13 protein-coding genes are annotated in these 13,050 nt (G+C 45.6%); 12 read left to right on the plus strand and 1 reads right to left on the minus strand.

The features are described 5' to 3' along the window. The first annotated feature begins 4 nt into the window (after positions 1 to 4). The 10 genes from AC0QUU_RS06570 to AC0QUU_RS06615 all read left to right on the plus strand — a co-directional run bounded on the left by AC0QUU_RS06570 (position 5) and on the right by AC0QUU_RS06615 (position 10,510). On the plus strand, positions 5 to 1,387 hold the full coding sequence (locus AC0QUU_RS06570) for an ABC transporter permease family protein (RefSeq protein ID WP_474545332.1): 1,383 nt from the start codon (positions 5 to 7) through the stop codon (positions 1,385 to 1,387). Beyond that, complete coding sequence (locus AC0QUU_RS06575) at positions 1,387 to 2,058, plus strand: ABC transporter ATP-binding protein (RefSeq protein WP_474545333.1); 672 nt, start codon at positions 1,387 to 1,389, stop codon at positions 2,056 to 2,058. Before AC0QUU_RS06570 ends, AC0QUU_RS06575 begins: the two co-directional genes overlap by 1 nt. Positions 2,059 to 2,070: 12 nt before the next feature. Next, positions 2,071 to 2,478, plus strand: coding sequence for a hypothetical protein (locus tag AC0QUU_RS06580; protein WP_474545334.1), 408 nt, complete (start codon positions 2,071 to 2,073; stop codon positions 2,476 to 2,478). 172 nt (positions 2,479 to 2,650) lie between these two features. Further along, the gene (locus AC0QUU_RS06585) at positions 2,651 to 3,682 is read left to right on the plus strand and encodes an ABC transporter permease (RefSeq protein WP_474545335.1); all 1,032 of its coding nucleotides are present in this window, start codon (positions 2,651 to 2,653) and stop codon (positions 3,680 to 3,682) included. Positions 3,683 to 3,686: 4 nt separating this feature from the next. Further along, the gene (locus AC0QUU_RS06590) at positions 3,687 to 5,063 is read left to right on the plus strand and encodes an ABC transporter permease family protein (protein WP_474545336.1); all 1,377 of its coding nucleotides are present in this window, start codon (positions 3,687 to 3,689) and stop codon (positions 5,061 to 5,063) included. Continuing rightward, positions 5,063 to 5,737 (plus strand): ABC transporter ATP-binding protein, encoded by a 675-nt coding sequence (locus AC0QUU_RS06595; protein ID WP_474545337.1) that lies wholly within the window; start codon positions 5,063 to 5,065, stop codon positions 5,735 to 5,737. Before AC0QUU_RS06590 ends, AC0QUU_RS06595 begins: the two co-directional genes overlap by 1 nt. 285 nt (positions 5,738 to 6,022) lie before the next feature. After that, positions 6,023 to 7,402: an ABC transporter permease family protein gene (locus tag AC0QUU_RS06600; RefSeq protein ID WP_474545338.1), complete on the plus strand. Its 1,380-nt coding sequence runs from the start codon at positions 6,023 to 6,025 to the stop codon at positions 7,400 to 7,402. A 63-nt stretch (positions 7,403 to 7,465) separates the two neighbouring features. After that, positions 7,466 to 8,824 (plus strand): hypothetical protein, encoded by a 1,359-nt coding sequence (locus AC0QUU_RS06605; protein ID WP_474545339.1) that lies wholly within the window; start codon positions 7,466 to 7,468, stop codon positions 8,822 to 8,824. A gap of 51 nt (positions 8,825 to 8,875) precedes the next feature. After that, a complete protein-coding gene (locus AC0QUU_RS06610) occupies positions 8,876 to 9,316 on the plus strand; it encodes a hypothetical protein (RefSeq protein WP_474545340.1) in 441 nt (146 codons plus the stop codon). Between the two features lie 543 nt (positions 9,317 to 9,859). Beyond that, positions 9,860 to 10,510 (plus strand): hypothetical protein, encoded by a 651-nt coding sequence (locus AC0QUU_RS06615; protein ID WP_474545341.1) that lies wholly within the window; start codon positions 9,860 to 9,862, stop codon positions 10,508 to 10,510. A gap of 76 nt (positions 10,511 to 10,586) precedes the next feature. Here AC0QUU_RS06615 and AC0QUU_RS06620 read toward each other — a convergent pair whose 3' ends face one another. Then, positions 10,587 to 11,486: a LysR family transcriptional regulator gene (locus tag AC0QUU_RS06620; RefSeq protein ID WP_474545342.1), complete on the minus strand. Its 900-nt coding sequence runs from the start codon at positions 11,484 to 11,486 to the stop codon at positions 10,587 to 10,589. 248 nt (positions 11,487 to 11,734) lie between these two features. On the opposite strand from AC0QUU_RS06620, the gene AC0QUU_RS06625 reads away from it, so the two are divergent. After that, on the plus strand, positions 11,735 to 12,277 hold the full coding sequence (locus AC0QUU_RS06625; RefSeq protein ID WP_474545343.1) for an RNA polymerase sigma factor: 543 nt from the start codon (positions 11,735 to 11,737) through the stop codon (positions 12,275 to 12,277). Further along, positions 12,270 to 12,959, plus strand: coding sequence for a DUF4367 domain-containing protein (locus AC0QUU_RS06630; RefSeq protein WP_474545344.1), 690 nt, complete (start codon positions 12,270 to 12,272; stop codon positions 12,957 to 12,959). The genes AC0QUU_RS06625 and AC0QUU_RS06630 overlap by 8 nt, the downstream gene beginning before the upstream one ends. Positions 12,960 to 13,050: the final 91 nt, after the last annotated feature.

The following is a 13,050-nucleotide window of genomic DNA, read 5'->3' on the forward strand; positions in this document are numbered from 1 at the left end:
AGTTATGGGAAATATATTAGATGAACTTAGATATAATATAAAAAACAGTACATTTATCAACCTGATCCTGATTATCCAGTTCATTCTGTTTTTCTGGCAGAGCACTATGATTTTGAGTTATTTTCTGGACATGCCTTTGTATGAAACTTCAAATAATATACAGGGGGATACGGCATATTACAGTCTGGGATATTCTTTTTCAACTGACGAAGGAAAGGAAGCTGCTGCAAACCAGAGCAGTGATCCGGACTATATTTCAAACCAAGCAAAAGTATACGATGAGCTGCATGCGAATCCGGATCTGCATTTTATGACATTCAGTAATGTGGCAGCCATACCAGTGGAATATGAGATGCTGCGCAAACGATTTACAGACCAGGAACTTCTGGACTTTTACTGTAATTCACAATACCCGGGAGAGTATAATCCGACAGAGATGCCCCCAGAAACGTTGACTATTCCGTCTTATGAGGGGGAATCTTTTGCAAAGTATGACACAAAGATATGCAGGATGGACATGCCGGCAATGGAGCATTTTCAACTTCAGGCTGAAGAGGGAAGGCTGCTGGAAGAGGAAGATTTTAATTATACCTGGGACCAGAAAGTAATCCCGGTTCTGGTGGGAAGCGCTTATAGCAGCGGTTTTGATATTGGGGACAGGTTGGACGCTGATATGTACGGGACAGGCGTGCAGTTTGAGGTAGTTGGAATTTTAAAAGAGAATACGGTGATTCTGACAGATGCGATCTATACGCTGACAGGCGAACCTTATTCCCTGGATTATGCAATTATCCTGCCATTTTTTTATATTACTGATCTGCCTGAAAATGAAAATCAGGAATTTCTGGCAGACGCCAATTACGATGAGGCATTTCAGGAAGGAATGATTGCGGTGGACGCGGATACGCCAAAGTCAGAGGTGAATAAGATCGAGAAAGAAATCAACCAGATCTTTGTCAAGAACGGGTTATATCCCGTTTCCATGGTGGCAAGTACTTATGGAGTAAAAATTTTTCGGACAGAGTCCCAGGAGACACTGGAGATTCTGCTGGGGGCAAGCGTCCTGGTGGGTGCGCTTACGATTTCCGGAATCTGTATGAGCACCATCACCAAACTCAACCGGAACCTGAAGCGGTACGGCACCGAGATTATGAACGGGCAGTCCGTTGGCATGATTCTGGCAGCATTCTTGTTGGAAATCCTACTGGTTATCGCCGCGGCTATGATGTTTACGGTATGGAAATTTATGGATCTGATCCAGTTGAACCTGGTGTTCCTGTGGGTGATCCTGGCATTGGCGTTGGTTTCCGTGCTGATTGTATCGGCAATTTTTATCCGGAAACTTTTGAAAGTTGATATTGAAGAGATCATAAGGAGTGAGGAATAGTGGCATATATAGAAGCAAAAGGAATACATAAAACATTTGGAAAAGGAGATGCCGCAGTCCATGCACTCAAAGGGGCGTCTCTTTCAGCGGACAAGGGCGAGATGGTAGCAGTTATGGGAAAGAGCGGATCCGGCAAGTCTACTCTGCTCAATATTCTGGGCGGCCTGATGACAATGGATGAAGGCGAGCTGTATGTAGGAGGGAAGAAGGTTGATTTCCGGAAAAAGAAATATCTTCTCAACTACCGCCGCAGAGAAGTAGGATTTGTGGTTCAGTATTTTGCCCTGATAGACGATATGAACGTGTATAAGAATGTGTCTCTGCCCCTGAGATATCAGGGTATCCCCAGAGCGAAGATTAAGCAAAGAACTACAAAAATGCTTCGCAATCTGGGGATAGAAGAAAAGGCAAAGGCCTATCCGGGGGAACTCTCCGGCGGACAGCAACAAAGAGCGGCGATTGCCAGGGCGCTTGTCAAAAATGCCAGAATCATCCTGGCTGATGAGCCGACCGGGGCTCTGGATGAAGGAACCGGGGATGACGTGATGAAGTTATTCCAGCGTCTGAAGATGAAAGACAGGGTGATTATTATTGTAACCCATGACAAGAAGGTGGCTGAGTACTGCGACAGAATCGTGTATTTAAGGGACGGAATGAATGCGAATAGATAGGAGGATGTCACGATGAAAAAGAAATGGATTATGCTGCTTGTAGTATCTATGCTGGCCGTGCTGCTTGCAGCCTGTGGGAATGATTCCGAAGGGGCGGACAGCAGTCAAAAAGACGATACCACGCTGGAAGATCTGGAGTCTTATCTTTTGGATGAAGGCGTCCTGTCCGGGGAAAAAACGGACGCAGATGCGGAACTGATGCGGGCGGAGGCCGGGATAAAGTATGCGGACTGTGGCGTTGAGATTTATGAGTACGATAAAAACTCTGATACATATGACAGTCTGGCAACAGGAGCAAGCATAGGATTTGACAACGCAGGTCCTTTTTCGGCAAAGGCAGTAAATGGGAAATATGTCCTGATTGCAACAGGGGAAGTATCACAGGAACTTGTAGACGCATTTAAAAATTTTAATAGATAAGTTCCTTACCTGGCCGGAAATCCATGAGCGGATTTCCGGCCTTTTTGACTGGAAAATCTGTCGGGAGGAAGACATGCCCCTGCTGGTATGAACAGATTTTCTGTGGATTATCCGTGAGGATACAAAAAGGATATAAATATTCAGTATTATTACAGATAGAAGGAGGTGTATTATGAAATGGGCATATCACAGAATCAGTAAGAGCACGTGGCTGTTTTTACTGAATATGATTTTGGTAATGACAGCAGCTGTTCTTGTACTGGTAAATATCAGAAGCAGGAATGAACTGGAGGAAAGCAAAAGAGGGTTTTATTCAGAAAATGCGTCCTACCTGGTTAATGAAGAAAATGACTGGAATGCAATTGAAGATATTCTGGAGAAAGACGACTGGAACAACGGCATTCTCTATAAGAAGGATCTGCAAATGGCGGAGGATATCAGAGGGGTGTTTTATAAAGGGAATTTAAAAAAACTTCCTCTTATATCCGGCAGATATTTTTCCGGGGAAGAGGTTCGCAGCGACGATCGCAAAGCTATGATAGGGCGGCGGTTTGAAAAAGATGTTTATGAAGAAGGAGACAGACGGTATATTGATATAATGGGGGAGAAGTTTGAGGTTATCGGAGTGCTGGGAAGCGCTCAGCTTACGAGACTGGACAGTATGAAATGGATTCCCCTGAAAGCAGCCGCAGAACTGACCGGAGCAGAGGGGAGTTACGTTTTAGATGGAAATTCGGAAAAGGAAATACGTAATAATACAAAGCTGCTCTGGGAGGTAATGGATGAAGACGTGAACATGAAGGAAGATGTATTTGACGACTGGGCTCTGCCGGACAAAACGCCGGCTCTGATTGAGAAAATTTATTTTGCGATTATTGCCGCATTTGTTCTTAATATGTTTTTTTCCGGCAGTTACTGGATCAGATACAAGAAGCAGAAAATACAGGTGGAAAAACTTCTTGGATTTTCAGCGAAAGAAGTACTGGCCTCGGTATTTGCAGACTATATAAAAATCGCAGCGGCAGCGCTCATTTTATCCGGGATATTGATCGGCGGTCTTATATTGTGCCATGCTGTTGTTGCGATCAGATGGCAGGATTTCTGCCTTGTATCTGCCGGCATTGTCTTCGGGGAACTTGTTGTTATCGGAGTTCCCGGTTCCTTTTATTTCTTCAGCAGAAAGATCGGATTAAAGAGAGCGTGATGATATGAGAAATGTATTAGATGAGCTGAGGTACAATATAAAAAGCGGCGCTTTTGTAAATCTGGCGCTGATTTTGCAGTTTGTATTGTTTTTCTGGATAAGCACTACAATATCCAGCTATTTTCTGGATATTCCGATAACTTTTTCTTCGAACAATATAAGAGGGGATTCTTCCTATTATTCTTTGTTTTATTCAGTATCCAGCGAAGAGGAGATGGAGACTCAGATGGCAGATTCAAATGATCCGAATTTCCTGACCAACCTGGGAAACGTATACAGCGAAGTACATGAAGATCCGAAATGCCATTTCATGGCGCTGCGCGAGGAATCGGCTATGCTGGATTATGAGGAAATCAGTTCAGTTTTTACGGATGAAGAACTGTTGGATTTTTATGTAGATTCAGCATATCCCGGATATTATAACCCGGATGACATAAGTCTGAAAGAAATTATGTATGAGTATAGTTCGGGGGAAATAGCGAGAGTATTTGATGCCCAGGCAAAGCAAATTGATCAGGCGGCAATGGAACATTTTTATTTACAGGTGTCAGATGGCCGGCTTTTTGAAGAAAAGGATTTCATCTTTAATCAGGGGCAGACAGAGATACCGGTATTGCTCGGAAGCGCTTATGCGAAAGGGCTTCAGGTGGGGGACACGCTGAGAGTGGCCATCTATACACAGATGTATGAGCTGAAAGTGGTCGGAATTTTAGAGGAAAATACGGTGATCGCCACGGATCAGATTCTTGAGACGGAAGGGCAGCCTGCTACGCTAGATTACTCGATTGTTTATCCCTTTTTCTATATAAATTATGTTCCCCGGACAGAAGCGGAACAGACATTTGCTGAATTTAATTATGAATCAGCGCTTCAGGGTACAATCGTAGTGGATGCGGACGCGCCCCGTTCTGAGGTAAACGAAGCTGCAAAAAGAGTGAACAATATATTCGTGAAAAACGGACTGTATCCGATTACTGCAATAGGCGGTTCCTATGGTGTGGATATTTTTAAGATGGAATCGGAACAGACCATGCAGATTCTGCTGGGGGCCAGCGCGATTATGGGCGTGCTCAGTATTTTCGGCATATGCATGAATGTGACGGCAAAGCTGAACAGGAATCTGCACAGGTATGGAATTGAAATTATGAACGGACAGTCGGTTTATCCGATTATGGCTGCATTTCTGTTAGAAATATTGTTGATCATTGCAGCGGCAATGATGTTTACGATATGGAGGTTCAGTAATCTGATTATGCTGAATATGAGGTTCCTGTGGGTGATTCTGGCGCTGGCACTGCTGTCTGTCGTGATTGTTTCAGCCGTTTTTACAAGGAAACTTTTGAAAGTAGATATTGAAGAGATCGTAAGGAGTGAGGAATAGTGGCATATATAGAAGCAAAAGGAATTCATAAAACGTTCGGTAAAGGAGATGCCGCAGTCCATGCGCTCCGGGGAGCGTCTCTTTCCGTGGACAAGGGCGAGATGGTAGCCGTTATGGGAAAGAGCGGCTCCGGCAAGTCTACGCTTCTCAATATCCTGGGCGGTCTGATGACAATGGATGAAGGCGAGCTGTATGTGGACGGGAAGAAGATGGATTTCCGGAAAAAGAAATACCTTCTTAATTACCGCCGCAGAGAAGTGGGATTTGTGGTTCAGTACTTCGCTCTGATTGATGATATGAACGTGTACAAGAATGTTTCTCTGCCTCTGAGATACCAGGGAATTCCGAGGGCGAAGATTAAGCAGAGAACGACGAAAATGCTTCAGCATCTTGGAATTGAAGAAAAGGCAAAGGCTTATCCCGGCGAGTTGTCCGGCGGTCAGCAGCAGCGGGTGGCGATTGCAAGGGCGCTTGTTAAAAATGCCAGAATTATCCTGGCGGACGAGCCCACCGGGGCGCTGGATGAGGGCACCGGTGATGATGTGATGAAGCTGTTCCAGCGTCTGAAGAAGAAGGACAGAGCGATTATTATTGTAACCCATGACAACAAAGTGGCAGAGTACTGTGACAGAATTGTGTATCTGAGAGACGGGGTAAATGTTCAGACGGAGTAATTTTACAATCGCTGCAGGAGCTGACGGGCGTATTTAAGAATTTTAATAAAAATAAATAAGAACCTTTACCGGGCCGGGAATCCCTGAGCGGACTCCCGATCTTTTTTTGTGCGATACGCCCGTAGGGCGTCCGCCGTGCTTGCACAAGCGGACATCCGACGGGCAACGGTCACTGAGCGGCAATGCCGCGAGATGAGTGAGGGATTGCGGCAAAGGATATAAAAAGGATATATTTTTTCTGTATTATTGCAGATATAGAGAGATGCCGCTGAAAGGGGGGAGGTTATGAGTAATGTATTTGATGAACTCAGGCATAACATAAAGAACAGCGTATTCATTAATGTGATCCTGATTATTCAGTTTATTCTGTTTTTCTGGCAGAGTACCATGATTCTGAGTTATTTTCTGGATATGCCTCTGGACGAAATTTCAGGAAATATACAGGGTAATACGGCATACTATAGTCTGGGATATTCCTTTTCAAATGATGAAGGAAAGGCAGCTGCTGTCAATGAGAGCAGTGATCCGGACTATATTTCAAATCAGGCGAAAGTATACGGTGAACTGCACGCAAATCCGGATCTGCATTTTATGACATTTCGTGATGCGGCTATCCCAGTGGAATACGAGACCCTGCGCGAAAGATTTACTGATCAGGAACTTCTGGACTTTTTCTGTAATTCAGAATACCCGGGATATTACAATCCGACAGATACATCTCCGGAGATGCTGACCGCTCCGTCATATATTGAGGAAGTTACTACAAGTTATGAGGCAAAGGTATGCAGGATTGATCTGCCGGCAATAAAGCATTTCAATTTTCAGGTTGAAAAGGGAAGATTGCTGGAGGAAGCGGATTGTAATTTTAGCTGGGAACAGAAAGTAGTCCCTGTGTTGGTAGGAAATGCGTATGGCAGCGGTTTTGATATCGGGGACAGACTGGACGCTGATATGTACGGTACAGCTCTGCAGCTGGAGGTGGTTGGAATTCTGAAAGCGGATACGGCGATTTTGACGGACACAATTTTTTCGACGACAGGCGAGCCCTGGTCCCTGGATTATACGATTATCCTTCCATTTTTTAATATTACTGATCCACCGCGAAATGAAGACGAAAGATTTCTGGCAGAAGCGAATTATGGACAGGCATTTCAGGGCGGTATGATTACAGTAGATGCGGATACTCCCAGGTCAGAGGTAAATGAGATCGAGAAAGAGATGAGTCAGATCTTTGTAAAGAACGGATTATATCCGGTGTCTACGGTGATCAGCACATATGGACTTGACATTTTCCGGACAGAGTCTCAGGAAACACTGGAGATTCTGCTGTGGGCAAGTGTCCTGCTGGGCGCGCTTACCATTTCCGGAATCTGTATGAGCATCATTGCAAAACTGAACCGGAATCTGAAACGGTACGGCACTGAAATTATGAACGGTCAGTCCGTTGGCACGATTCTGGCAGCTTTTCTGCTGGAAATCCTGCTTGTAATCGCTGCCGCCATGATGTTTACCGTATGGAAATTTATGGATCTGATCCGGTTGAATCCGGTGTTCCTGCTGGTGATCCTGGCATTGGCGCTGTTTTCTGTGCTGATCGTATCGGTAATATTTATCCGGAAACTTTTGAAGGTTGATATCGAAGAGATTATAAGGAGTGAGGAATAGCGGTATGTACTTTGAAGGCAAAGAAATAAAGAAGAGATGATGGCGAAAAGGAGGGCAGATTTTATGAGAAGTATGTTGGAAGAACTGAAATTTAATCTGAAAACCGGGCTTTTTGTTAATTTGATCCTGATCGTTCAGTTTGCTGTCTTTTTCTGGCAGGGCACCATAATATCCAGCTATTTTCTTGAGATGCCGGCCGGTCCGGGAGGCGGCTTTGACAGTGCGTCCGGAGATTATGATTATTATTCTGTAGACGGGATTAATTTCATCAATGAAGATGAAGAGGCATTTTTCAGGAATGAAGCCGCAGACCCGGATTTCGGAGCGAATCTGGCTAAGGCATTCAGCGAAATTTACGGGAATCCGGATCTGAATTTTATGGCGTTTGGATATGGGGGAATGTCTGTGCAGATCTACTGCGACAGTCTGCCGGATACATTTGACAGTCAGGAACAGCAGGTATTGTTGTCGGAAAGGTTTAACTCCCCTGCCATGGATGGAAGAGAGGTGTGCGAATTCATGAATCTTTATCAGTTTGACTATCCGGCGGAAACACATTTTAATTTTCAGGTGTCAGAAGGACAACTTCTGACAGAGAAAGATTTTGCCCACAGCTGGGAAGAGGAGATTCCGATTCTTCTGGGGCATGATTTCGCAGGCTGCCTGGAGGCAGGAGATACGCTTGACAATTATCTTCTTGGTTATCAGTGCCGGTTCCGGGTTGCGGGCATACTGGAGGAAGGCACGTCTGTGCTGACTGACCAGATGATTTCGGGTGTGGATGAAGATGGATATGGGACACCGCTGATTCTGGATAATGCGGCACTGATACCATATCTTGAGATGACAGACGCACCGCGGACAGAGGACGAAGCATATTTTCTGAGAGCAAATTATGAAGGGAGCCGTCAGGATGGCATTCTCACTGTTGACAGAGATACGCCCCGGTCTGAAGTGTCTGAGATGGAAAAAGAGCTGTGTGAGATATTTACTAAAAACGGAATCTATCCGGTTACAGTTTCAGGAAGTACTTACGGCGTGCGTGTTTTTAAAACAGAATCCCGGGAAACTATGCGGATCCTGCTGGGAGCCAGCACTTTAATGGGCGCGCTCAGTATTTCCGGTATCTGTATGAGCGTGATTGCCAAGCTGAACCGGAATCTGCACCGATATGGGATCGAGCTTATGAACGGCCAGTCTCCGGGTCCGATCATGGGAGCTTTTCTGACGGAAATTTTCTTTGTGATTGCTGCGGCTATGGCATTTAACATATGGAAATATACAGATCTGATGCGGTGGAATCTGATGTTCCTATGGGTGATTCTGGGAATGGCGTTTCTGTCGGTGCTGATTGTCGCGGCTGTTTTTACATGGAAACTGCGGAAGATAGATATTGAGGAGATTATAAGGAACGGAGAGTAGGACTGCCGGTGGGGAAAACACGGAATTTTGAAAAGAAAGAAGGGAAGCATTATGAAGAGAAAGATCCTATTATTATTTGCTGCATTCCTGCTGGGAATGGCGCTGTCAGCCTGCGAAAGCAATACGAAAGAAAAGCTGGAGATCCAAAACACAGGTGGGACAGTGCAGGAAAACGAAAACATAGAGGAAACTACACTGGATGATCTGGAGTCATATCTTCTTGAACAGGGGGTCCTGTCCGGAAAGAGAACAGAAGTAGATGCAGAAAAGATTATGGCGGAAGCTGGATTTGCCTATAAAGATTCTAATGTTGAAATTTATGAATTTGCCCCGGGCTCTTCTGTATACGACGCGCTGGCTGTGGGTGGAAGCATAGGTTTTGATAATACGGACCCCATTTCAGCTGAAACTGTAAACGGGAAGTATGTCATGATAGCGACCGGGGAGGTTTCAGCAGAGCTTCGGGATGCATTTGGCAGCTTTGCCAGATAGAATAAGATGTTCCTACCCTTTTTATCCAGGGGCCGGATAAGACTGCTCTTATCCGGTCCCTGAATTATATCCGAAGGAGCATTTAATGTGAAACGTATGAGAAAATACTTGTACGATATATACATAATGCGTATTATAAATATAAAAGATCGGATATAATCAGTATTGTTGCTGCGGATGAATGTTCCGAAAGAAGAAGTGGCGGATTTTACAGATCGCGTGGAAAGGCAGAGTTTATACTGGAACTTCTGGAGGATATCGGAACAGTTCCGGAAGATGTAAGGACAAGAATTCTTAAGGAAAAGAATACCGATATTCTGAGTCAGTGGCATAGGGCGGCTGCCCGGGCGGAGTCGGCAGAACAGTTTGCGGCGGACTATCTTGGTTTTGAAGAAAAATAAAGAAATTTGTAACGTTCTTTCACCTGAAATTCGTTATATAGAGTAAGAAGGAAACCATGGATTTTTATCAGTGAAAACTGACAGAAATTCCGCACGGGGCTCTGAAGGACGAAGCTCTGTATATGAAAGGAGGAAGAATGCTGTGAAAAAATTTTATTCTGTTATTTTATGGGGAATCTGTATCGCGGCCGCTGTCGGGCTGCTGCTCCTTCTGGGCAGTCTGATGTCAAGTACGTCTGTGAAAGCAGAAAAGCCGGTTATTTATCTGTATCCTGAACAGGAACAGGAAGTGTCGGTACGGCTGGATTATGACGGAGATCTGACCTGCACTTATCCGGAGTACAACGATGGCTGGACAGTGACGGCGAAACCGGACGGCAGGCTTACAGACCGGACGGGAACGGAATACAATTATCTGTACTGGGAAGGAACATCCGACTGGGAGTATGATTTCTCGGAAGGGTTCTGTGTCGCGGGAGAAGATTCCGCACAGTTCCTGGAAGAAGCGCTTGCAAAGCTGGGACTTACCCGAAGGGAGGCCAATGAGTTTATTGTATACTGGCTGCCCAGGCTGGAAGCCAATGCGTATAACCTGATTTCTTTCCAGACAGAGGCCTATACGGAGCATGCCGGACTTGTCATTGAACCGAAGCCGGATACGGTAATCCGTGTATTTATGGCGTATCAGCCGACAGACAGTCGGCAGGAGATTCCGGAACAGGAACTGGACGCTCCGGCCAGAACAGGATTTACTGTAGTAGAGTGGGGTGGCTGCGAGGCAGATCCCGGGTAATGCTCTGAATGTGTGTATAGTATAATAAACTGCAGGGGAAACCGGAGTATGACGGTTTCCCCTTTGTATTCTGTTTTCAGGTTTCCGGTGTTTCCAGTGATTTCCTGAGTACTTCCAGAAATTTTTCCGCCGGCTTGGAGAAAATCTGATATTTTTTCCAGATGATGCTCATCCGGTTTTCCAGTTCCGGCTTCAGAGGCCGGAAGCATAAGGAGCTCTCTCCGGTGGTGTTGATGATTTTGTCAAGACCGACAGCGTAGCCAAGTCCTTCGTCTACCAGGAGAGAGGCGTTGAAAAGCAGATTGTAGGTAGCGGCGATATTCAGTTTTTCCGGTTCCTGTCCGATCCAGCGGATCAGACTTCCGCCCCGGGCCTCCTGCTGGGAGAGGATAAGAGGCTTATCCAGCAGATCTTCCGGGGTGACGGATTCTTTTTGTGCCAGCGGCGAATCCCTGCGCATCAGCACGCCCCATACATCAGAACAGGATGTTTCCAGAGCATTGTATTTTGTCAGATCCACGTCTCCGAAAACAACACCGAAATCGATCAGACCCTTGTCAAGATACTCTGATACAAGTGCGGAATTGCCGCTGGAAATATGGTATCGGATGCCCGGATGACGGTTCTGCAGAACTTTTGCGGCTTTTGCGATGAGACGGATGCCGTCGGTCTCTCCGGAACCGATATAGATATCGCCTATGATGATATCATCGCTTGTTGTGATTTCATTTTCTGTTTTACGGACCAGCTCCAGAATCTCTTCCGCACGCTTCCGCAGAATCATGCCTTCCTCGGTCAGTGTAACCTTACGGGAACCTTTCGTTCCCCGGATAAGGAGCTGTTTGCCCAGCTCTTCTTCCAGATTTTTGATCTGCGTGGAGAGAGTAGGCTGAGAGAGGTGCAGGGATTCCGCCGCACGCACAATACTTTGTTCTCTTGCAATAGCAAGAAAATAATTCAGGACTCGTAATTCCATAGAGGCCTCCTTTTCGGTTTTGTCTGCTGAATTTTATTATATATCCTGAAAGAGCAGGGGACAATATAAAGATAATAATTTCCTATGTAAAATCACTGTACATAAAAAATAATAATACAGGATACTGACATGGCATTTATGTTAATATAAACTAAGGAGAAAACGTAACGTTTTCCTGGTCGTATTCCGTTATATAAAGTAACGGGGAAGATATGGCCCTGTATTAGAAAAACGGACAGGAGAAAGTGATGATATATCTGCTGATGATAGATTCCGGGGAGGACAGACGGAAGTTTGTAATCCTGTATGAAACATACCGGCACTTTATGATGAAGATCGCGCTGGATATACTGAAAGATGCTTATCTTGCGGAAGATGCCGTACATGAAGCGTTTATGAAGATTGCCGTGAATATGGACAAAGTGGGGGAAACCGGATCGCTGAGCACGAAACGGTATCTGGCGGTTACGGCAAAACACGCGGCGGTGGACATATACCGGAAGAGAAAGAAACAGTTTGACCGAGAGATGTCTGTGGAGGATCTGGATATCCGCATTGAGCCCGCCGCGTATATGGAGTCGGACGCTGACAATGATGTGCTGGATATTCTGAAAAATCTGCCCGGCAGATACAGGGATATTTTTCTGTTAAAGTACTCGGCAAGGATGGAGAATAAAGACATTGCCGGCATTCTGGATATTCCGGAAGGAACGGTGCGTCAGCGGATTGCCAGAGGAAAGGTTCTGATACAGGAAGCGCTTGACCGGCTGGAGGAAATGAAAAATGAGTAATATGAAAGTAACAGACGACTGGCTGTATCAGTACATGCCTGTTGTGGATGAAGCGCTGATCCGGGGAATTGAGGACAGCACGGATTATGAATATCAGTTTTCGGAACAATTTGAGAAAAAGATGGAACAGCTGATCCGCAGAGAAAACAGGGACGCGCAAAAAGGCAGATGGAAGGCATTTACAGGCCGCCTGATGCAGAGCGTCAGAATGTCTGCAGGTTATATGGCTGCGGCCGCGGCCTGCGCCGTTCTACTGATCCTGACGGGGGTTCTGATGGGACAGCAGGGAAGCGGGGATAAAGCAGGCTCAGCTCCGGTCCGGGAAAATCAGGGAGCCGGGGCAGATTTCCTGGAGAAATCCCCGGCCTGTATGCCGGATGGCTACCGTCTCGTTTCGGAGCAGGAAGATGCAACCTCATATGAGATGGTCTATGAAAATGATATGGGGATAATCTGTACACTGAGACAGGAGACGGAAATAACGGGTAGTACAGTAGCTCCGGGTTCGGATTTCAGAAGAAAAGAATCCGTACAGCTGGAAGGGGCTCTGATAGAAATATACTGGTATGAAGATGGTTCCAGCTATTCATACTGTGTGTATGAAAACTGTGCGTATACAGTGGAAGCGGAGCAGTTAAGCGCAGAAGAGATAGAAGAGATTTATACAAACTGGATTTACTGATAAATATATTGAATGCGAAATGCGTATATGCTAAAATGAAATACAGGGAAACCAGAGCCGGGCGGCTTACCCTCTGATCTTTCCGGAGGGA

The sequence above is a fragment of the Mediterraneibacter sp. HA8405 genome (assembly GCF_056148955.1).

What these genes read in the sequence shown, in the direction of transcription:
- AC0QUU_RS06620 (WP_474545342.1), bottom strand. Translation starts at nt 11,486, where the DNA reads ATGGAATTACGAGTCCTGAATTATTTTCTTGCTATTGCAAGAGAACAA.
- AC0QUU_RS06570 (WP_474545332.1), top strand. Translation starts at nt 5, where the DNA reads ATGGGAAATATATTAGATGAACTTAGATATAATATAAAAAACAGTACA.
- AC0QUU_RS06630 (WP_474545344.1), top strand. Translation starts at nt 12,270, where the DNA reads ATGAGTAATATGAAAGTAACAGACGACTGGCTGTATCAGTACATGCCT.
- AC0QUU_RS06625 (WP_474545343.1), top strand. Translation starts at nt 11,735, where the DNA reads ATGATATATCTGCTGATGATAGATTCCGGGGAGGACAGACGGAAGTTT.
- AC0QUU_RS06590 (WP_474545336.1), top strand. Translation starts at nt 3,687, where the DNA reads ATGAGAAATGTATTAGATGAGCTGAGGTACAATATAAAAAGCGGCGCT.
- AC0QUU_RS06580 (WP_474545334.1), top strand. Translation starts at nt 2,071, where the DNA reads ATGAAAAAGAAATGGATTATGCTGCTTGTAGTATCTATGCTGGCCGTG.
- AC0QUU_RS06600 (WP_474545338.1), top strand. Translation starts at nt 6,023, where the DNA reads ATGAGTAATGTATTTGATGAACTCAGGCATAACATAAAGAACAGCGTA.
- AC0QUU_RS06585 (WP_474545335.1), top strand. Translation starts at nt 2,651, where the DNA reads ATGAAATGGGCATATCACAGAATCAGTAAGAGCACGTGGCTGTTTTTA.
- AC0QUU_RS06605 (WP_474545339.1), top strand. Translation starts at nt 7,466, where the DNA reads ATGAGAAGTATGTTGGAAGAACTGAAATTTAATCTGAAAACCGGGCTT.
- AC0QUU_RS06610 (WP_474545340.1), top strand. Translation starts at nt 8,876, where the DNA reads ATGAAGAGAAAGATCCTATTATTATTTGCTGCATTCCTGCTGGGAATG.